This is a genomic window from Roseococcus sp. SDR, assembly GCF_019083995.1.
In the GTDB taxonomy this organism is placed as follows: Bacteria; Pseudomonadota; Alphaproteobacteria; order Acetobacterales; family Acetobacteraceae; genus Roseococcus.
In genome coordinates this window covers 195267-215540 of record NZ_JAHRCU010000002.1, presented here as the reverse complement: position 1 = coordinate 215540, position 20274 = coordinate 195267, and the positions used below count along the sequence as shown (strand labels likewise).

14 protein-coding genes are annotated in these 20274 nt (G+C 67.9%); 8 read left to right on the top strand and 6 right to left on the bottom strand.

Annotation, left to right across the window (positions count from 1 at the left end; genetic code table 11):
• Positions 1-105: 105 nt before the first annotated feature.
• The gene (locus tag KTR66_RS03140; RefSeq protein ID WP_213610317.1) at positions 106-1692 is read left to right on the top strand and encodes a hypothetical protein; all 1587 of its coding nucleotides are present in this window, start codon (positions 106-108) and stop codon (positions 1690-1692) included.
• A gap of 18 nt (positions 1693-1710) precedes the next feature.
• On the opposite strand, the gene KTR66_RS03135 is transcribed toward KTR66_RS03140, so the two are convergent.
• The 6 genes from KTR66_RS03135 to KTR66_RS03110 form a co-directional block, all read right to left on the bottom strand.
• Positions 1711-2724 (bottom strand): NAD-dependent epimerase/dehydratase family protein, encoded by a 1014-nt coding sequence (locus tag KTR66_RS03135; protein ID WP_213610310.1) that lies wholly within the window; start codon positions 2722-2724, stop codon positions 1711-1713.
• Positions 2724-3815 (bottom strand): GSCFA domain-containing protein, encoded by a 1092-nt coding sequence (locus KTR66_RS03130; RefSeq protein ID WP_213610308.1) that lies wholly within the window; start codon positions 3813-3815, stop codon positions 2724-2726. The genes KTR66_RS03135 and KTR66_RS03130 overlap by 1 nt, the downstream gene beginning before the upstream one ends.
• Complete coding sequence (locus KTR66_RS03125; RefSeq protein WP_213610306.1) at positions 3815-4516, bottom strand: hypothetical protein; 702 nt, start codon at positions 4514-4516, stop codon at positions 3815-3817. The genes KTR66_RS03130 and KTR66_RS03125 overlap by 1 nt, the downstream gene beginning before the upstream one ends.
• Before the next feature lie 66 nt (positions 4517-4582).
• Positions 4583-5530 carry a hypothetical protein gene (locus KTR66_RS03120; protein WP_213610304.1) on the bottom strand — a complete coding sequence of 316 codons (948 nt, stop codon included), beginning with the start codon at positions 5528-5530 and terminating at the stop codon, positions 4583-4585.
• 205 nt (positions 5531-5735) lie between these two features.
• On the bottom strand, positions 5736-6662 hold the full coding sequence (locus KTR66_RS03115; protein WP_213610302.1) for a hypothetical protein: 927 nt from the start codon (positions 6660-6662) through the stop codon (positions 5736-5738).
• Positions 6663-6668: 6 nt separating this feature from the next.
• On the bottom strand, positions 6669-6959 hold the full coding sequence (locus KTR66_RS03110; protein WP_213610294.1) for an HU family DNA-binding protein: 291 nt from the start codon (positions 6957-6959) through the stop codon (positions 6669-6671).
• Positions 6960-7375: 416 nt separating this feature from the next.
• Here KTR66_RS03110 and KTR66_RS03105 point away from each other — a divergent pair, with 416 nt between their 5' ends.
• From KTR66_RS03105 to KTR66_RS03075, 7 genes are all read left to right on the top strand, one after another.
• A complete protein-coding gene (locus KTR66_RS03105; RefSeq protein WP_213610292.1) occupies positions 7376-8905 on the top strand; it encodes a lipopolysaccharide assembly protein LapB in 1530 nt (509 codons plus the stop codon).
• Positions 8906-8994: 89 nt separating this feature from the next.
• Complete coding sequence (locus tag KTR66_RS03100; protein ID WP_213610290.1) at positions 8995-12312, top strand: glycosyltransferase; 3318 nt, start codon at positions 8995-8997, stop codon at positions 12310-12312.
• A gap of 6 nt (positions 12313-12318) precedes the next feature.
• The gene (locus KTR66_RS03095) at positions 12319-13230 is read left to right on the top strand and encodes a class I SAM-dependent methyltransferase (RefSeq protein ID WP_213610288.1); all 912 of its coding nucleotides are present in this window, start codon (positions 12319-12321) and stop codon (positions 13228-13230) included.
• A 23-nt stretch (positions 13231-13253) separates the two neighbouring features.
• On the top strand, positions 13254-15113 hold the full coding sequence (locus tag KTR66_RS03090) for a DUF4915 domain-containing protein (RefSeq protein WP_213610286.1): 1860 nt from the start codon (positions 13254-13256) through the stop codon (positions 15111-15113).
• Positions 15114-15239: 126 nt separating this feature from the next.
• Positions 15240-17117: a class I SAM-dependent methyltransferase gene (locus tag KTR66_RS03085; RefSeq protein ID WP_213610284.1), complete on the top strand. Its 1878-nt coding sequence runs from the start codon at positions 15240-15242 to the stop codon at positions 17115-17117.
• 126 nt (positions 17118-17243) lie between these two features.
• The gene (locus tag KTR66_RS03080) at positions 17244-18197 is read left to right on the top strand and encodes a hypothetical protein (protein WP_213610282.1); all 954 of its coding nucleotides are present in this window, start codon (positions 17244-17246) and stop codon (positions 18195-18197) included.
• A 340-nt stretch (positions 18198-18537) separates the two neighbouring features.
• Entirely contained in the window at positions 18538-20271 is a 1734-nt protein-coding gene (locus KTR66_RS03075) for a gamma-glutamyltransferase family protein (RefSeq protein WP_213610280.1), read from the top strand.
• Positions 20272-20274: the final 3 nt, after the last annotated feature.

The following is a 20274-nucleotide window of genomic DNA, read 5'->3' as shown; positions in this document are numbered from 1 at the left end:
GCGCGTCAAAGAACGCGCGCCGCGCGGGAGGTCGGCTGCGCTTGGCCCCCGGCACCTGCTCGGCTAACGTTCGATCGCCCGTAGGCGGTGCGAGGGAGGATCGAGTTGTCTGAGCATGCCCCGCCGAGCCGGCGCCGCTTCATGGCCCTGGGTTCCAGCGCATTGGCCGCGTCGCTGCTGCCCAGCCCGGCGCTGACGCAGGCCGAACTGACGCCGCAGCGCTTCGGCGCCCGCGGGGGCGACGCGGCCGCCGACACGCTCGGCTGGAACCGCGCCATCGAGGAGGCGAGCCGCACCGGCCGGCCCGTGGTCGGGCGGGGTACCTACCTGCTGCGCGTGGGCGCCGAGACACATGGGCAATGGGGCGGCAAGCCGGATGCGCCGATCCGCGTGGCCGTCCAATTGCGCAGCAACGTGACGGTCCAGGGTGCCGCTGAATTCGTCGTCGCCCCGCCCGAACGCCCTGCCGCGCATCGGCTGGAGCGCCACTTCCTTTTCGGCACCGCCCTGAACGAGCGCCCGGGTACGCTGCGCAACATCACGCTGGACGGCGTGACCTTCGATTTCCGGGAGGAGTTCGGCCGCCCGTATCCGTTCACATATGCCTGCGGCGTCATCGGGGTGGACCGCTTCACGCGACGCGACATGCGCATCCGCTCCACGGGCGCGCAGGCGGGGCGCGGCCTGCTCTCCGAGAATGCGCGCGAGCGCACCGACCGTGGGATCACGCACACCAATATCGTCCAGGGCAGCTACACGCGCTACGAGCAGGGCGTCTCGATGCGCGGCATCCGTTTCGAGCGTTTCAACGAGGCGCTGGACTTCGACGGCCCGTGTTGGGACGTCGTGCTTGACGACCTGCAGTTCCGCGAAGGCTTCCGTGAGGCGCAATGCATCGATTTCGGCGGCGGAGCGCGCTGGCAGGTGACCAACGTCACGGCCGAGAACACCGGGCCGATCGCCTATCTCTACATCAAGGGCAATGGCTGGCCGAGCTACGACAGCTGGCTGCGCAGCGGCGAGCGCTTCACGCCTGACCACGTCCCGCCCTCGGACATCACAATCCGCGGCGTGCGTGGACGCAATGCCGGCTGGGATGGTCTGAAGGGCGAGGCGGTGCGCGTGGGCACCTACCGCAACCGTGCCTGGGTCCGCCGGCAGCCGGGAGGCGCCGGCCCGCGCAACATCACGCTTGAGGATTGGGAGCTTCAGGGCGGTGGGTCGGTCATCGTGAACGATTGCGAAGGCCTCACGATCCGCCGCTTGCGGATGTCAGGCACGCAGAGCCTGAACGACGGCGAGGCGGGGGCGGCGCTGGTGCTGCGCGAGGCGCCGCCGGAGGCGGGCGGTGCCGTCACCGGACAGGTCTCCGACGTCGAGATCCGCAATGCCAGTCACTCGGGCGTGATCGCCATCGCCGGCTCGCAACTCTCGCTCACCGGCATCACCGTGCGCGGTTTCGGTCGGGCGGAGGGGCGGCACGTGCCGGCCGGCATCCGCCTGCGCCCGCGCGCGAGTGGCGGCGCCTTACCGCGCCTCGCACAGGCTTCGGCCAGCGGCGGTCCGCCCGGCGCGCCTGAGATCGATGCCGACCGGCGCCGTGACCCGCCGGAGGAGCCGGAGGCACGCACACCGCGTGAGCGGCGGCGCGACACGCATCGCCCGGTGGAGCGGGGGGGCGCGGTGCCCTGAAGCGGGCGGGGTGGCGCCTCAGCCGCCCGCGCGCCAGCCGCGGTACCACTCCACGAAGCGCGCGAGCCCGACATCCAGCGGCGTGGTCGGGCTGAAGCCGGTGGCGGCCTGCAGGGCGGAGACATCGGCCCAGGTGCGCTCGACATCGCCAGGCTGCATCGGCAGGTCCCGGCGCAGCGCGGTTCGGCCGGTCAGGCGTTCGAGGATGGCGAGGAAATCGCCCACGGCGACCGGCGTGTGGTTGCCGATGTTGAACAGGCGATGCGGCACCTCCGGCACCACGCGGCCGGGTTCGTCCGGCCCGCCGCCGGGTGTGCGCAGCAGGCGCGAGATCGCCTCCGTCACCTCGTCCACATAGGTGAAGTCGCGCCAGACGCGGCCGTGGTTGAAGACGTTGATCTCCCGCCCGTCGAGCAGGGCCTCGGTGAAGCCCCAATAGGCCATGTCGGGCCGGCCCCAGGGCCCGTAGACGGTGAAGAAGCGCAGCCCCGTCAGGCGCAGGCCGAAGAGCGCGGCGTAGGATTGCGCCATCACCTCATTGGCGCGCTTGGTCGCGGCGTAGAGGGAGACGGGGCGGTCCACCGGATCGGTCTCGTGGAAAGGCACCTTGGTGTTGGCGCCATAGACCGAGGAGGAGGAGGCATAGAGCACCGGCGTCGCGGGATCGGCGCGGGAAGCCTCCAGCACCTCGAGGAAGCCGTCGAGGTTGGAATGGCCGTAGGCCCGCGGTTCCTTCAGCGAATAGCGCACGCCGGCCTGCGCGGCGAGGTGGGCCACGGAATCCGGCGCGAAGCTCTGCCACGCCGCGGCGAGCGAGCCTTGCGTCGCGATGTCGAGCGCTTCGAAGGTGAAGCGCGGATGGGTGAGGGCGCGCAGCCGCGCCTGTTTCAGCGCAGGGTCGTAGTACGTGTTCAGGTTGTCCACGCCGAGCACGGTCGCGCCCTCGGTGAGGAGGCGCTGCGTCAGGTGGAAGCCGATGAAGCCGGCCGCGCCCGTGACGAGGACGCGCTGGCCCTCCATCGCCCCTGCCATCAGTCCTCCGCTCCGCCGACCGGTTCTATGTCGAGCAGCTCCTCGTCGCAGACCACGGCGGTGGCGGCCCTGGCGCGGGCGATGCTGCGGTCCTTCTTGCGGGGCGGCGCGGGTGCGGGTGGCGGTGCCTCGCCCGCCGTCGCCGTGGCGTGGCGGAAGAAGAGCCGCATCACATGCTCCACGCCCGCCTCCTCCACTTCGCGCAGGTCGGGGCCGAAATAGGCGCCGCGGTTGTAGGCGCCGGTGATGATCTCGTAGGAGGGGAAATAGGCGACGTCGGCGTGGCTGTCGGCGATTTCCTGCGCTGCGACGCGCAGCACGGACTTCGAATAGACGGTGGATTGCAGCACGTGGCGGTCCTCCGCCGTCGCCTTCAGCGGCACCGGCGATACGGTGAGGATGACGCGCGCGCGGGGATTCACGCGCCGCAAGCCGGCGATGAAGACCGACATGTTCTCCACCACCTCGGCAGCGCGCTCATTGACGAAGATGTGGCGCTCCGGATCGAAGGTGCCGCCGGCGACGCCAGGGCAGACCGGAAAGGCGGCGCCGTCCTCCCGGCTGACGAAGCCCTCGGTCAGGCCAAGGGTGAAGACGAAGATGTCGAGCTCCTCGAACATGCGGCGCACGGCGGCGAGGTGCTGGGCGCGGTCCGCTCGGAACTCCGCCTCGGAAGCGAAGCCGTCGGGCTGGATGGTCGGGCGGAACGGATCGAGGAAGCGAGCACCCTTGCGCCACATGTCCTCGACCGGGCTGAACCGGCCGTAGCAGCGGTCGAAGAGCTGGCGCAGCTGGCGCGTGGTATAGATGTTGCCGAAGCGTGCGGAGAAGACGCCGTAGCCGAACTCGGCCCGCAATTTCTCGCTCAGCAGCGGGTGGCCCGGCTCGGTCACGAAATAGGTGAAGCCGCTCGCACGCAGGCGGCGGGCGATGTGCTGGGCGAAGCAGCTGCCGGCCGTCGCGACCTTGTCCGTTGGGCTCACGGTCATCGGGAACTTCGCGACCGGGTCCACCTCCGTCATCGGGATGTCCTGGAAGCTGCGCCGCCAGGAGGCATAGGGCGGCATGGAGGCGTAGGGATGGTCGGCCATCACGCGAGCTCCTTGAGTTGCCGCAGCACTGCCGCGCCGTAGCGCGCGTTGCCGTGGACGATGTCGCCCCAATACTCCTGCTTCAGGAAGCCATCCGCATCAGCAACCTCGGGTGGATTGCGAGCGTAGCCGATCTGTCGGCTCTTGCAGAACTGCTCGAAGAGCTGGCTGTGCAGCCGCCAGATCTTGTAACGCATGGCGGGCGGCGAGATGCTCGCTACGTCGACCTCCGGATGGGTCTGCGCGACGTGCCGGGCGAGGAAGCCATTGTCCGGTACCGGGGGAGGCGTCTCGCATTGCACGACGGGGACGCCGAGCGCCGCGAGACGGTTCAGGCGGCGGAAATGCCGCCGCATATGCGCGCTGGCAATGGCTCGCACGGCGTCATAGGGCAGCACGGTGCTCCCCTCTGAGAGCGGCAGCGTTGGCGCATCGGGCAGGACGAAGTCGAAGGGCTCGGAGTGGCGCAACAGGCCGAGCATGGCCGGCGTTCCGCCCCCGATGAAGGCGAAGATGCGTGTTGGCTTTCGGGTGGCGACTTCTTCGGAGATCTTGGCCCAGAAGGCCTCGCCCAATTCGCCCTCTTTGTGCTTCGCCAACTTGTGCCTCATCGCAAGGGCCAGCACCGGGATATCGGCGATGGAAGCACCCTTGGCCACGGCGGCGAGATGGCTGTTGCCGACGCAGAACATGGTGGTCACGAGCATACCTCCAGCACGGTTTCCAGGCGCCGCCGTGCTCCATGAATGCACAGGGCGCGCCCCACCCTACGCTGCCTGGGCCGCCACCGGCGCGTCGCCGGCGGTATCGGCAACGACCGCGATCCTGGCGATCGCAGCCTCGATCTCGGCGTGGTGCGCCGGGTTCTCCACGTTCTTCAGGTGGCCCCGCACCATCTCGGTCCCAGGCAATTGCCGCAGTTGGCCGGTCGTCAGGAGATGGAGCTTCTGCACCTCGTGATAATAGTGTCGCACGGTCGGCAGCGTGGCGTAGACGTCCTCGATATGGCGGTTGGACAGCCATCGACCATCATAGGAGAGCGTCGCGCGCCGCTCCGAGAAGACGAACTTGTTGCCCGCGATCGCATGCTGGTTGGCGTTGAGGAGCGAGAACTCCCCCTCGACCTCCGGCAGCCCGAGTTGCTTGCCGAGCTGCGCTTCCTGCCGCTCAAGGACAAGCTTGTCGTACCAGAGATAGATCTTCTCCACATCGGGACGGTGGGCGCGACGATCGAGCCGGATTGCGCCCAGCAGCCAGCGATAGAACAGGCCCCGGATCGCCGTGGTGTCATCGGCCGCGATCTCGTTCCGGCGCATCATGGAATGCACCCAGCCGCGCGGATCGCGCACGAGGCGGAGCATGACGACGCGGTCTACCTCGCCGCGGTCGCGCAGCCGTGCGTAATGGGACACACCGGCCATGGCCTTCGAGGTATCCACCAGCGTCTTCTGGCCTCCATGCGCGGCCGATTCAACGACGGCACGAAAGAACTGCTCCTGCGTCGGATGGCGACGACTCAGGATCCGGCCCCAATAGGGGCAGCCGGGCGCCGTCTCGCCGCAGGGGCAGCGCGAATTGTCGAAGGTCCCGTTCTCCGCCTTGATCCAGAGCTGCCCGACCTCGCCCAGACCCACGACCCCAGGAAAGCAGGAGAGGATCCGGTCCGTGACGGTGGTCCCGCTGTGAGCGAGACCCGCAACCTGAATGACTTGCATGAGACTAATCCCGGGCTTGAGACGACCGAAGGGGCGCAATCAAAAAACGCGAATACTATACCACCGAGGCCGGATCAAACCCAATGGCGGCTGGGCGCTCAGACGTCCGATCTCCGATTGGCATATGGCAATATGAGGTTTGCGCGCGTTCGGGGGCAGCACAAGGCCGCGCCCAAGCATGCGGGCAGGACGATGCCGAACGGCGTCAGGCTGCGTCTGGCGTGCCCGCGCTCTTTTCGCGTTCGCGGCGCGCCAAGCGCTGCTGCTGCCGCTTTGCGCGGATCCGCTCGAACTGCGCGGTGACATATTCGCTGCAGACGGCCGGCGCGATGTCCCGCGGACCCGTTGGGCGTTCCTCCGGGTCAAAGCCGAGCAGGCGGAAATCATCGGCCACCGGCCTCACGAAGAACTCGATATCCTCTTCGAGGAACCAGTTGACCCAATCCTTCGCGGCCTTTCGGCGCGCGACGTAGCCGTGCTTCTTGTCAACCTCGAAATCGCCGCTCACCGGGAAGCCAAGGTAATGGCTCAGTGCGTCGAACTGCCCCGCTACCATGTCCTCATAAGGCATCATGAAGTACTTATCGCCATGATCCCGCTTCATCTTCGCCGCGAGGACGGAGTTTTCCCGCAGCTTCAGCGCCAATTCGTCGCGCCCTGACAATTCACCCAGCCGACGGACAATGGCCATGATGCTCATGGCTTCCGGGCGCTGCTCCTTTGCGCGAAACAGCGCGATGACCTGCTCGATCTTGTCGCGTTCCCGGGGGTGGAACAGGTTGGTCAACATGAAGACCAGCCGGCTCACGATATTGTCGCGTGGGTCGCGGAAAATCACGATCCGCCGCTCAAACCGCTCAAACTCGGAAAAAGCTCCCGGGCGTCGCAGCAACGGGCCGAGTAGGCCCTTGACCAGCCGAACCTCGTCTGTGCTGTCGCGCAGATAGTTCGTGATAGCGGGAAGCTCGGTCGGTTCGAACAGCCCCTCGACCTGCAGGCCGGGCCGCCCTCTCAACGCCGCCCGAATGGCGTAGAAAAGTGCCGTAGTACCGCCCTTGGCGGGACCGAGGATAAGAATGCTGCCCGGCAGTGACAAAGCGGTCTTCTCCATGCCCATCACAAGCCGGTCCACGCTGCCTCAGTCGGCGGCCTTCGACTTCTTCGGCCGGCCGGTTGCCTTGGCCGACGGCTTCAGCACGGTGAAGCGCGCAGCCGTCACAGCCTTCGTCTCACCAGTCTTCGGGTTCACCTTCTCACCGGCCGCACGCTCCTTGAGCTGAAACGCGCCAAGCCCGGGGACGTTGACCTTCTGGCCGGCCTCAACCGCTTCCTTGATCGAGGAAAAAAGCGCCGACACGACCTTCTTCACGTCCCGGCGGGAGACCTGCGTGCTTTCGGCGATCGCGGGCAGCATGTCATCGATCTTCATCGTGTTCTCCTTGAGACGTAGCTCGGAACCTTGGCGGGGATATCGCCTATCACCCTGACTGTCAATTGATACAGGCTGTTAAACCAGGGTGCGCGCTGCTTCGTGCGGCGTGTGACGCCGCCGCGCGCATGCCCCGGAAGCACTCCAGCCCGCCCCATAAACCAGTTCTTGGTGCCACCCACGGTCTTCGGGTCCGCGCGCATGACACGTGATGGCCGAGTGTTCGCAGGATCGTGCCGCGCCGGATGTGCCGGTCCGCGTCCAGCCGCGAGGCCAGCGGGCAAGTTGAAGGCAGGGCCGCCTGGTCCGTGGGGGCGGGACAAATTGGGTGTGCCTGCATCACCGCGCCGCCGCATCGCCGCGGCCGAGGGCGCAACGCGTTGACAACGACGCCATGTAACAACCAAGGTGCTAGGATGATTCTCTTTGACGGGAACGATATCAAGGTCGTCGGTCGGCAGTTCCAGGCGACCGGGGGGGATCTGGTCATCACCTTCACCGGCCGCGCCGCCAACCCGCCGGTCGAGAAGGGCTTTGGCGAGACCTACCTGGAGAAGCGGGGCATTTCCGCGATCCATTTCATCAGCAAGAAAAATCATTGGTGGCAGACGCCCGAGACCGTCGAGGCGCTTGAGAGCCTCCGGGCCTCCGGGGTCTTCGAGGGGCGACGTCTGACGCTCTATGGTTCCAGCATGGGCGGATATGCCGCCATGCGTTTCTCGCGCCTGCTGCAGCCCTACCAGGTGGTCGTCTTCTCGCCCCAGTTCTCGATCGACGCCGCCAAGGTCCCGTTCGAGACTCGTTGGCGCAACTATGCGGCGAAGCTCGATTTCGCTGCGGATAATATGGCCGAAGGGATCGATCCGAAGAGCCGGATGCTGGTCCTGTTTGATCCCATGTTCAGACCCGACGCCAAACATGTCGCGCTGTTCGAAGCACTGCGCCCGGTGGAACGTGTCATCATTCCCTTTGCCGGACATAACACCGCCCGTCTTCTCAGCGAGGTCGGCATCATCACTGCGGTAACGGGTTCTCTGATCCAGGGCGGCTTCGATTGCCGGCAGTTTACCGGGCTCTATCGGCGCGAACGGTGCACCGGGGCCCTGTTCTGGCATGGGTTGGCGGAGACGCTCCGTGCGCATCGCCGTCCGGGCGCCGCGGTGCTGGCGGCACTGGCCTCCGTAAGGCTCCTGCTCAAGCTGGACCGTATGCATGACCGCACGCTGCGCCTGGATATCCTGCACTCCGGTCTCGCTGCGGCGCTGGAACTTGGCCGACTCGATCTGGCGCAGGCGATGCTCGAACTGGCCACGAAGCTGGACGCAGCCAGCGCGCGCAGCCTTAACGCCCAAGCCGCTGTCGCGCGGGCCATCGGCCGCATGGAGGATGCCCATCGCCTGGCGGAGACGGCGGCAAACAGTCACCCCAACGACCTCGCGGCGATGGTCGGACTCGCCAGCATATTGACGGAGCTGGGGCGTACTGAGCAGGCCATTGCCATCCTGGATCGGCTGCCGCCGAAGCTTCAGGGGGCACCGCCCGTGCTGCTCGCGCGCGCTCGCCTTCAGGTCGCGGCGGAGCAATGGGAGGACGCAAAGACGACCCTCCGACGCTTCTGCCGCCTGGAAGGCAGGGACGCAGAGGCGCGGGTGCTGCTGGCGCGATGCTGGGCGCGGACCGGCCGCCCGGACGCGGCAGAGGTGCAGCTCAGGCCTCTTCTTTCCGCCCCGATCGTCAGCCCCCGTCTTGCACGCGAAGCAGTCCTGCTCCTCGAAAGTGGAGGCAGCGGGGCGTTGGCCGTGTCGACCGCAAATTTACATGCCAAATACAATAAAGCTTGCGACATCATTACGGCTTTTGGTGAAGAGCGTGTCTGGTCCGATGATCCCCACATGATCGTCAGGGAGGTGCGTTCTGCGGTTCGGAGTGCCGTCTCCGGCGCCTGAACGGAAGTCAAAAAAGAGAAAGTATGACTTTGTCGCGAGGTGCGGCCTCTCACCCTTGTTGCGCTCAATTTTTCCGATAGAACGCGATCATGAGCAAGGATCTTCCGCGCAGTGTCAGCGTAAGCGACGCCGACGTGTCGAACGATACTGCTGCGGCACTGGCGGCCCTGCGTGCGTCGGTTGACCGTTCCAATGCACACATCGCCCGCCTTGCCGCCGCTGTCGAGGCGGCCTTGCAGCTGCTCGCGAACCGCGCCGAGACTGTTCAGGGCCGGCCGAACGAAGGCCGGACGCCATCCGCCCCCGCGATCGCGACAGTGCCCGCTGCGTCGGATGGCGCGGCCAAGGCGCGATCGAACAAGCGGGCCGTCAACTGGATCATCGGTCCGGCGGACAATGCCGGCTGGGCCTATGGCAACAACGCCAAGCGCCTGGCTGAGCGGCTCCCGAACTTCGAGCACTCCATCGCCGGCAGCGACCCGGCCGCCATCGCGGTCTATTTCGATGCAATCGTCGCTGAGCGCTACCCTGCGGAGGCCCGGCGCTCGGTCCTTCGCATCGGCGGCCCGCGTCCGCTTGATCGCCTCTTCGGCGATGATGTCGAGGCGATGCGCAAGGGCCTCAAGCGCTTCGACGCGATCGTCGCGCTGAACGCCGAGCTCTACCTGCGCGTCAGCCGCGCGCATGGAAATGTCCACCTCATTCCGAATGCACTCGACCTCGAGGAGTGGTCACCCGCCAAGCGCGTGGTGGGCGAGCGTCCCTTCACGGTTGGCTTCGCGGCCAGCCTGAAATCCTCGGCTGAGGCGGAGATCAAGGGCTATCCCCTCGTCAAGGCCGCGACGGAGCGTGCGGGCGTGCAGCTTCTGCTGGCCTCGAAGGGAACGCACCAGATCCCGCATGACCGGATGATCCCGGATTTCTATTCGAAGATCGATGTGCTGCTGCAGCCGGTTGCGCCCGGTCGGGAGGGCACCTCCAATGTCATCATGGAGGCCATCTCGCTCGGCGTCCCCGTGATCACGACGCCTCACGCCGGCTACCACAGCGAGTTCATGGTCAACGGCAAGAGCATCCTGATCGCCGATCGCGACGAGATGATGATCGCCGAGACCATCTCCCGGCTGCAGCGCGACGACCGCTTCCGGCGACGGATCGGCGCCGAGGCGCGGGCCTTCGCAGAGCGGCACCACAACATCGCCCAGGCGGCGCGCGAGTATGGCGAGGTCTTCCGCTCGCTCTTCTCGCAGTCGCGGCGTGCCACGGCGCGGCGGCCCAAGGTCGCCTTCGTGCCTTTCTGGGAACCGCCGGAGAAGTTCGGCTCGTCCCGCCTGCGTGCCAAATACCCTTCGGAGTTTCTGGCTGAGGGCGGCCGCTTCGATGTGGTGCAGGGCTACCACGAGGATGCGGACATCGTCATCGTCGTCCAGATGTGCGACGACGTGGTGATGGCGAAGCTGCGCGCCAATCCGGATCAGTTCCTGATCTACGACGTCTGCGACAAGTACTACGAGAACCCGCGCCTTTTTCGTCATCTCGATCCGCCGGTCTCTTCGATCGACCGCTATGCCGAACTGATCGAGCGCGCGAACCTCGTCACGGTTCCGAGCAGGGAATTGAAGGCGGAGGTCGCCTCCCGCGCACCGCACCGCCCCGTGCGCTACGTGCCCGAGCCGGTGGACTACGGCGCCGTCGCGCGTCCGCCGCGCCTCAACGGCAAGAAGGTTGTGCTGTGGTTCGGCAACCCGGATCGCGGCAACTTCGAGAGCGCGCGCTGGATGCTGGACCGGCTGCGCCGTCGCTTCGGCTACGAGCCGCTGGTCATCTCCCGCCGCAGCTTCTTCAAGGCGCATCCGGACTACCTGCCCTTCTGCCAGGACTGGTCGCTGGAGGCGATGGAGGCGGGCTTCGCGGAAGCGACGCTCTGCGTCGTCGCCTATGACGACGCGGAACAGGCCAAGAGCCCCAACCGCTTCATCGCGGCCATGATGCAGGGCATCCCCACGCTCGTCTCGAACTCGCCGGCTTGCCGCGAGATATTGCGGGCCACGGGGCACGAGGTCGCCGACATCCAGGGCGAACGTGGTCTGGACCGCGCGATGGCGAAGCTCGAGGCCGATCCGTTCCGCCACCTCTACGTCCGCCGCGTGCAGCGCTTCATCGCCGCGACCTGCGGCCGCGAGGCGACGACGCAGAATTACACCACGCTGATCGAGAACCATACCTACGCGCCCGCCCTGTTCAAGGAACGCCCGCGCCGCGTCGGTTTCGTCTCGCACAATCTCTCGCTCGGCGAGGGGGCGCCCTGGAGCCTGTTCGAGCTCGCCTCCGGCCTGTCGAGCCAGGGCATCACGCCCTTCGTCTTCGCGCCTGGCCCGGGTCCGCTCGCACAGCAATACGCCAAGGCCGGCGCCGCGCTCGAGATCTTCGATCCCTACGCCCGGCACATGGTGAAGTCGCTGAACACGCGCTTCGCCGCGATGCGAGACACTGTCATCAGCTTCCTCAAGAAGCACGAGATCGAGGCGCTGGTCTGCAACACGGTGAAGTCCGCGCCGATGGCCGATTTCGCGGCCAGCATCGGCATCCCGAGCATGGTCATCGTCCGGGAATCCTACACCGCGGAGGAGCGCTTCTCGCACTTCACGGGCGATGCGCGCCTCGCCGCGATCCGGGGCCTGACGCAGGCCTCCAATGTGGTCTTCGTCGCCCAGACAAGCCGCGACACCTGGGCCGACCAGGCCATGCGCGGGCAGGTCCATGTGATCCCCAACGGCATTTCCGGTGATCGCTTCGAAGGCGTCGCGGAGATGGACAAGGCGACGGCGCGCGCCCGCCTCAATCTCCCGGCCGAGGGGCTGATCGCTCTGTGCGTCGGCACGGTGAACCTTCGCAAGGGGCAGCGTGAACTGGCCCAGGCCTTCGCGGAGCTGCCGGCCGAGGTGCGGGAGGCCTGCGCCATCGTCTTCCTCGGCGCCGTCGAGGGCAGCGGCCTCAACGACTTCATGCGCGAATTCACGCAGCTTCCCGAAGAGGTGCGCAGGCGGCTGGTCGTCGTCGACGCGACGGAGGATGTGGCGCCCTATTACCGCGCCGCCGACATGTTCCTGATGAACTCCAGCTCCGAGGCCTATCCGCGCAGCGTCGTCGAGGCGCTCTATTCCTCGCTGCCCGTGCTCTCGACCAAGGTCTTCGGCGTGAACGAGCAGGTCACCGACGGTGAGTCCGGCTATCTTTACGACTTCAACGACATGCAGACGTGGAAGCGGCGCTTCGTCGAACTCGTGACGGATGACGCGCGGCGCGAGGCCATGGCGCATCAGGCGCGGCGCGCCTTCTGGAAGCTCACCGGGCACCAGGAAATGCTCCTCGCGTACAAGAGCATTCTCTCCCGCATGATAGGCTGATGTACCATGAGCGACGCTTCCGAGAGCGCAAACCAGATCGCGCCGGCTGATCTCGCGGCTCTTGCGCTGCGCATGCGCCAGCCCGCGGATGCGGCGGCGCTGCTGTTCAACTACGTCTTCCACGGCGCCAGCCTGAAGCCGCGCCATGTGCCCTCGCTGACGCGAATCTTCGAGCAGGTCATCGCGCTTGGCCATGTGGCGATGCCGTTGCAGGTGCGTGCGCTGTGCCACGGCAAGGACGTGCTCGACTTCGGCTGCGGCGCCACCTTGTACGGCCCCGCCTTACGCGCGCTCGGCGCCAACACCTATACGGGCGTGGACCAGGCGCTCGACATGAAGCGCAAGAAATTCCGCAGCCGCCTCCAGAAGAAGACGGTGGACCTGCCCTTCTCCCTGGCCGATGTCGCGCACATGATGCCGGGCGTCAGCTACATCCGCGCGAACGCCGTCAACTCGCGTGAGGCCTGGGACGTCGTCATCATGCAGTCGGTCACCCATCTGCTCGAGAATCCGGCGGCGACCATGGCCCAGATCAGCCGGGCCCTGCGGCCGGGCGGGCAGGTCTGGATCCTGCACGAGAACTACTACGCCTGGGGCGGTCACCAGAAGGAGCCGCGCAGCCCGGCCGCCTTCGATCCTGCGAACGCGGACCACATGAAGTTCGCCGATTGGCGCCATGTCGTGCCCGACCAGCGGCCGGCCGAGCCTGTCGTCATGCCGCTGCGCCTGCCGCAATTGCGCGAACTGGTCTCGGCGCATTTCGAGATCGGCAAGTGGGAGGAGGTGCCTGACCGCAGCGTGATCCGGCCGCGCCTGACTCCGGAAGTGCGCGCACGGCTTGCCGGATATGCCGACCAGGAGTTGCTGACCAAGCAGGTCGTCCTGACCGCGCGGAAACGCTCCGTCGATTTCGACTGATCTTCCCTGGCGTGGAGCGAGCGGTGCGGTTCCTGGCCAGCTTCTGCAACACCGGCCACGCCGACGGGCGCTTCTCGCTCGGCATGTTCACTTGGTCCGCTGGCGCGCCCGTCTTTGAGGGGTTTGTCGACCTGGGCGGGCTGCACCGGCGCCTCGGGTTCACGGGGATCACGGGTCTGTGCGTCGAGAATGGCCGCCTGCATGCGGGCCTGCAGCGCACACCCTCCGCCTTGGCCACATTCGACCTGACGAATGGCACCGCCGCCGCGGTCGAACTCACGCAGGTGCGCAAGCTGCATTCGATCTGCACGGCGGAGCAGGGCCTCCTGCTGGTCTCAACGGGAACCAACCGCATCATCCACCGCAACCGGCAGGATGGCACCGAAACCCCGGCCCATGTGCTGGACCCGGCCGAGCACGACACGCTGCACCTGAACGGGATCGCCATGCGGGACGGTCAGCCCCTGGTTGCGATGTTCGGACCGGCATTGCCCGGCGACTCACGCCGCTTCGGCGAGGTGCGAGACTTGCGGAGCGGCCAGGCGCTGGTGGACCGCCTGCACACGCCTCACAGTGTCGTGATGCGGGGTGACGAGGTGCTGGTGCTCGAATCAGGCTCGGGTCAGCTCCTGCGCACCCGGCCGGGCGGCTCGCACGACGTTCTGCGCAGCTTGTTCGGCTGGGTGCGCGGTCTGCTCGTCACGCCGGAGGCGCTTTTCGTCGGACGGAGCGGCTTCCGGGCCAAATCCGCTTCCCTGGGGCCGGAGCGCAGCCTGCCGGTCAGCCTCCTGGCTGGAATGCATGAGGAGAGCGAGCGGTCAGCGATCTACGTGCTGGCACCCGATGGACAGGCTGCCGCCGCCCTCGACACCAGCGATATCTGCGATGAGATCTACGACCTCGTGGAGCTCGATCCGTCCGCTTGCCTGCCGCTCATGGCAGCGGAGGAGACTGCGCTGCTGCGCGCACGCCGCCGGCGTGACGGAGCTGCGCTCCTGGCGCTGGCGGCCATCCTGCCACCGCTTCCCGCGGCCGAGGCACGATTGGCCGCGGCGGAGCAGGCGGGGGACACCCGTGCAGCGCTCCTCGCCGCCGAGGATGCTGCACGGCTTGCGCCGGCCGATCCGACCTGGCCTTGGCGCGCGAGCGAACTCGCCGGCCAGGCCGGAGATGGGGCGGCTGCCCTGCAGCATGCAGGTCGGGCCGCGGCCCTCGCGCCGAACAGCGTCGCGATGCAACTGGCCCTTGCCGCCCGTGCCCTGCAGGAGGGTGCGCTCGCCACCGCCGAAGGGGCCGTGCGGCAGGCCTTGGAGCTGGAGCCTCGGGGCGCCGCCATCCATGCGATGAACGCGCAGCTTCGTGAAGCGCAGGGCGACCTGACAGGCGCCGCGGCGGCCCTCGAGGCGTTGCTCGACATCACGCCCGCCGCGCGCCACGCGGCCCGGCTTGGCCGGATCTACCTGAGCCTGGGCCGGCGCGAGGAGGCGGAGCGCCTGCTCGACGCAGAACAAGAGGCGGATATCACCGATCCGATGCTGCTCACCGACCGTGCCAGAGCTGCCCTGGCGGCCGGCGAGCCCGCCCATGCGCTCCGTCTGGCGCGGCGGGCCGTGGCCTTGGCGCCCGGCAGACTGGGCCTTCTGCTGCTGCAGGCGCGGGCCGCGGGCGAGGCGGGCGAGACCGAGGAAGCGCGGGCCGCCTTCCAGGCCGTGATCGCGCGGCAGCCGTCCCTGGTGGAGGCGGTGATGGGGCTGGCCCGCCTTGAGATCGGCATCGGCCGCAAGGATCTCGCGGCGAAGGTGCTGCGCGCTGGACTGACGGCGAAGCCCGATCATCCGAAGATCCTGGCCCTGCTCGCCAAGATCGAGAGACGCGCGTCGTGAGCGGAGCTTTGATGCGCCTCGTGATCTCGGGTATCACTCGAACATGGCGCGAAGCGCCTTGCCGCCGGTTGTCTCCACCGTCCCACCGGCCTTTCCAGCCCGCCTTCCGTCCATGTTGGAGCATCGATGTCCAAGATCGAAATATTTAGCGCGAAGGCCGCGAACTTCGAGGCTGACTCGTCCATGCCCTCCATGCTGAGCCTGGACGAGAAGGCGCTCTATCGGGATGTGGCCCGGCAGTACCGCGGCGAGGGCGAGGTGATCGAGATCGGCTCCTGGCTCGGCTCGGGCACGATCGAGATCTGCCGTGGTCTTGAGGAGACCGGCGAGGATTGGCGGCTGACGGTCATTGACCGCTTCCGCTGGAGCAAGCTCTACATGACCCGGTATCCGGAAGTCCCGCTCACCGAGGGGGCGAGCTTCCTGGAGATGTTCCAGGCCAATATGGGCGAACACGCTGCCAGGATGACGTGCCTGCAGGCGGAACTGCAGGACCTTCCGAAGGTTTTCGAACCACCGGCCAAGATCGAGCTGCTCTTCGTCGATGCCCCGAAATCCTGGAGCATGCTGCGGAGCGTCCTCGAGCACCTCGGCCCGCGGCTCCTGCCGGGGGGCAGCGTGGTCTTCCAGGATTTCCTTCACATCACGTCGCGTCAGCTCGTCTGGCTCCTGGCCTCGATTCCCGAGCTGCGGCCCGTCCGGCTGGTGGAGAGCGGCACGGCCGCCGTGTTCCGCGTCGAAGCGCCGGTGAATTTGCGTGATCAGACGGTCCCGCGCAGCATCTCCAGCCTTGGTGTCGAGGAACTCCTGCGCATCTGGCGCCATGCCTGCGATGTCTTCCCTGCCGCCCGCAGCGGTGAACTGTCGGTCGGCATGGCACTCGACCTGCTGAACCTGCAGGCCGATGATGCGGCCGAAGACGTCCTCGCCCATGCGCAGGCGGCCGAAGCCAATGGCGTCCTCGCGGACGAGGTGGAGCGGCTCGCCCGGTACAGCGATCGCCAGATCGGCCGGGCGCTGACGATGGCGGGCGCCTACCTGCGCGGTGGGGTCCGGCCCAGGGCATCCCGCGCGGCCCTTGAGGTGATGGCGGAAGAGGACGCCACCATCGGCGGCAACCAGGAGAACGTGACCCTGCGCGGTCTCTCAAGCGAGGCGCTGGCGGGCCTGGCGAAGGCGCTGCGGCTCCCAAAGACGGGCCGTGACCTGGCAACGCGCTACGCGATCCATGCCCGCGCCACCCGGCAGGACATCTCCCGCCTCGTTCCGCTCTTCGATGCTGCCGTGCGGTCGGGCGCCGTGCTGCAGGCGGCCGGAGTGGCCGATCTCGCCCTGGGGCGTGACGTCGTGGAACTCACCGGGACGATGACGCTGCACGGCGTCGCGTTGCGGGCACTGGGCGCGCGGAGCTACGCCGCGGTCAACCCGCGCCACGACCCGGCGCAGCGCACCTATACCGGCGGTATCGCGGGCCTGCGCCATCGGTCCGCGATCCGGCTCGGCGACGTCGAGGACATGATCCCCTTCTTGACCTATAGCCGCGATGCCGATGCGCTCCGCGGGACCCGGTTCGACCTCGCGATCATCGACGCTCCCTCCCCGGAGATCTCGCTGGATTCGATGCTGGCTACGGCGGCGCGCCTTCTGCGCCCGGACGGCGTGCTCTGCGTCCGCTGGCAGAATGCCTATGCGTGGTCCGGTCATGGACGACGCCCGCAGCGTGCCTCGGAGATCGACCGCAATGATCCCTCCCAGGCCACCCTGCTGGACTGGCGACACATTCGCCACCTGCGGCCGCGGCCGCTGACCCTGACCGCGCTCCGCGAGCAGTTGGAGGCCGTCATGAGCATCCAGGAGTGGCGTCCGCAGGCGGAGGATCCGGCTGTCGTCATGCGCCTGCGCGACAAGGTGCTGGCCGCCAATCCCGACCTCACACTCGCTGACCTCACGACGAGCAGCGTGACGGTCGTCGGTCGGCTCGCTGCGGTGAAGCAGGGGAATTGACGAATGCCCGACCTTTACATCCACATCGGGTCGCCCAAGACCGGCACGACGGCCATCCAGCACTTTCTCGCGGAGAACCGCGAGGCCCTGGCCGCCCGCGGCATCCTCTACCCCTCCGCCGGAACGATGGGCAAGGCGCATCACGTCATCGGCGCCGCGATCTTTCCGGGCCGCGCTGGGCGACTGGGTGACGTGTCGCGCGACACTGCCCTGTCCGAGGCTGTTCACGGCATCGGGCGGGAGATCGAGGCGAGGCGCCCTCGCGTGTTGGTGCTGTCGACCGAGTATCTCTGGGGCGCCATTCCCCCGCGGCAGGTTCGGCGGCTGCTGGATGCCTTCCCCGGTTGGACGCCGCGCATCGTCGCATATCTGCGCCGGCAGGACCTGCTGGCGCAATCGCTCTATGTCCAGGCGATCAAGGGCGGTGCCACGGTGGAGTTTCCCACCTGGCTGGAGCGCGCGAAGGCGGGGCGCAATGCCGGATTTGACTTCAACGGCGTCCTGCAATCCTGGGCTTCCGCCGGGGCCAGCGTGGTTGTTCGCGTGTATGAGAAGGGCAGACTCGAAAGCGACATCCGCGCCGATTTCCTCAAGGCGATCGGCGAGGAGGCGGCGGTTCCGGTTCCACCGGAGAACCGCGCGGTCAACACCGCGCCCGACATGACGACCGTCGAACTGTTGCGTGCCATCAACCAGCGCATCGCCGATCCGGAACTGGCGAACCGGCTGCGCCGGCGGATCATGGGGTGCAGCCCTGCACGCCCGCTCTTCGCGCCGCTCCGATACCTCTCGAGCGAAGGGGCGGCGGAATTGCTGGCGCAATACGCGGAAGGTGACGCGCGCGTTGCACGCGAGTTCCTGAAGGACCCCGATGGCGTGCTGTTCCGCGATCCGTTGCCCGCCGTCGGCGATGCAGCGCCCCAGGATCTCGGTGATCGGGCCCTCCTCGAACATCTGATCGACCTGCTGCCGCAATTGGTCGCGCCCACGGCGCGGGCCGCACGACCCCGCCCCGAGGCCACGGCCAAGCAGCGCCGGCGGGCGGCGGAGAAGGCGGAGCCGGTATCGGGCCAGGAGTGACGTCGCCGCGGCGGCAAGGGTGGCTTGCCTGTCGCGGAGCGCATCGATCTTGCGGGAGCACCTGGGCGGCGGAAAGGTCGGTCGTCCTGGCCGGGAGCGGATCAGGGCATGCGAAGCGGGCGGCAAGGATGCGCGCTCTCGCCCGCAAGGACGCGATGCCAACCGCATAGGGACCCTGGCTCGACAGAGGGCGCGCCAGACCGTCAACCCGGTTGCGCGGTCACCGGTCCGTCCTGTTGGCTCGCCTGCCGGCGAGACTTGCCCCATCCTGGCCGCGCCTGGACACGAGATCGAGGCCATGCCTCGAACATCATCCCCGTGCCAAGACTGGAGAGCCGTGATGCCCGACCCCATCGAGCCCTATGCCCAACGCCCCGCCTTGCGCGGCACGCGGCACATGGTCTCCGCGGGGCATTACGGCGCCGCGCATGCTGCCTTCGCCGTGCTGGAGGCGGGCGGCAATGCGGTGGATGCGGCGGTGGCCGGGGGCATCGCGCTTGGCGTCGTGCAGCCGGACATCGTGAACGTCGCGGGTGTGGCGCCCATCATGATCCGCATGGCCAATGGCGCGGTCTGGACCATCGCGGGCCTCGGCCCATGGCCGCGCGCGACCGACCCGGAGCATTTCCTCAAGGCGTGCGGCGGCACCATCCCGGATGGGCTGCTGCGCACGGTGGTGCCTGCCGCGCCCGATGCCTGGATCACGGCGCTGGCCCGCTTCGGCACCATGCCCTTCTCAGAGGTGGTGCAGGCCGCGATCCGCTTCGCCGAGGGCTTCCCGGTGCATCCGCTGATGGCGGACACCATCGCGGGCTATGCCGAGAAATACGCCCGCTGGCCGTCGAACGCCGCGATCTTCCTGCCGGGCGGCCGGCCGCCCCGCGTCGGCGAGATCTTTGTGCAGAGCGACCTCGCGCGCACGCTGCGCCACATGGCCGATGAGGAGCGCGCGACGCTCGCCCGCGGCGGTGACCGCGCGGCCGGGCTGGAGGCGGCGCGGGCCGCCTTCTATGTGGGCGACATCGCCCAGGCCATCCTGCGCCACCACCGTGAGGAGGGCGGCTGGCTCGCCGCCGAGGACCTCGCGGAATACCGATCGCCCGTGGCGCGCGCCGTGACCCGACGCTTCGCGGGCGTGGACGTCCACACCTGCGGCGCCTGGTGCCAGGGGCCGGTGCTGCATCAGGCGCTGGCCCTGCTGGATGCATCCGCACTGAGGGCCGCCGGCCATAACAGCCCCGACTACCTGCACGCCGTCATCGAGGCGTTGAAGCTCGCCTTCGCCGATCGCGAGGGCTTCTATGGCGACCCGGATTTCGTGGATGTGCCTCTCGATGCGCTGCTCGACCCCGGCTATGCGGCGGAGCGGGCGCGGATGATCGACCCGGCCCGTGCCTGGCCCGACATGCCGCCACCGGGCCGGCCAGCAGGGGCCAGACCCGGCCCCGCCGCTGCGCTGAGCCTGCCGGGCGTTCCATCCGGCCCGCCGCGCGACACCTCCTACATCTCGGTCGTGGATCGCTGGGGGAACGCCGTCTCAGCCACGCCGAGCGATGTCTCGAGCGACACGCCGGTCATTCCGGGCACCGGCCTCTGCCCCTCGTCGCGCGGATCGCAATCCTTCGTCACGCCGGGGCATCCGAGCCGCGTGGCGCCGGGCAAGCGGCCGCGCCTGACGCCCAACCCCATCATGATCGAGCGTCCCGGCGAATTCGTCATGCCGCTCGGCACGCCCGGCGGCGACGTGCAATCCCAGGCGATGCTGCAGGTCCTTCTCAACATGCTGCTCTTCGGCATGGACCCGCAGGACGCCGTCGAGCATCCGCGCGCCGCCACCTATAGCTTTCCGGACAGTTTCGAGCCCCATGTGAGCTATCCTGGCCGGCTGTGCCTGGAAGGGCGGATCGACCGTGCGACGGGCGAGGCGCTGGAGGCGCGTGGCCACCAGGTGGCTTGGTGGCCCGACCGCATCTGGCGCGCCGGCGCCGTCTGCCTCGTGCAGGCCGACCAGCGCAGCGGCATCCTGACGGCGGGCGCCGATCCGCGCCGCGCCAGCTATGCCGTGGGCTGGTAAGGC

Coding starts and splice junctions, on each gene's coding strand:
- KTR66_RS03080 (WP_213610282.1), top strand. CDS start 17,244: ATGGGCAAGGCGCATCACGTCATCGGCGCCGCGATCTTTCCGGGCCGC.
- KTR66_RS03135 (WP_213610310.1), bottom strand. CDS start 2,724: ATGGCAGGGGCGATGGAGGGCCAGCGCGTCCTCGTCACGGGCGCGGCC.
- KTR66_RS03130 (WP_213610308.1), bottom strand. CDS start 3,815: ATGGCCGACCATCCCTACGCCTCCATGCCGCCCTATGCCTCCTGGCGG.
- KTR66_RS03105 (WP_213610292.1), top strand. CDS start 7,376: ATGATTCTCTTTGACGGGAACGATATCAAGGTCGTCGGTCGGCAGTTC.
- KTR66_RS03075 (WP_213610280.1), top strand. CDS start 18,538: ATGCCCGACCCCATCGAGCCCTATGCCCAACGCCCCGCCTTGCGCGGC.
- KTR66_RS03100 (WP_213610290.1), top strand. CDS start 8,995: ATGAGCAAGGATCTTCCGCGCAGTGTCAGCGTAAGCGACGCCGACGTG.
- KTR66_RS03120 (WP_213610304.1), bottom strand. CDS start 5,530: ATGCAAGTCATTCAGGTTGCGGGTCTCGCTCACAGCGGGACCACCGTC.
- KTR66_RS03085 (WP_213610284.1), top strand. CDS start 15,240: ATGTCCAAGATCGAAATATTTAGCGCGAAGGCCGCGAACTTCGAGGCT.
- KTR66_RS03095 (WP_213610288.1), top strand. CDS start 12,319: ATGAGCGACGCTTCCGAGAGCGCAAACCAGATCGCGCCGGCTGATCTC.
- KTR66_RS03110 (WP_213610294.1), bottom strand. CDS start 6,959: ATGAAGATCGATGACATGCTGCCCGCGATCGCCGAAAGCACGCAGGTC.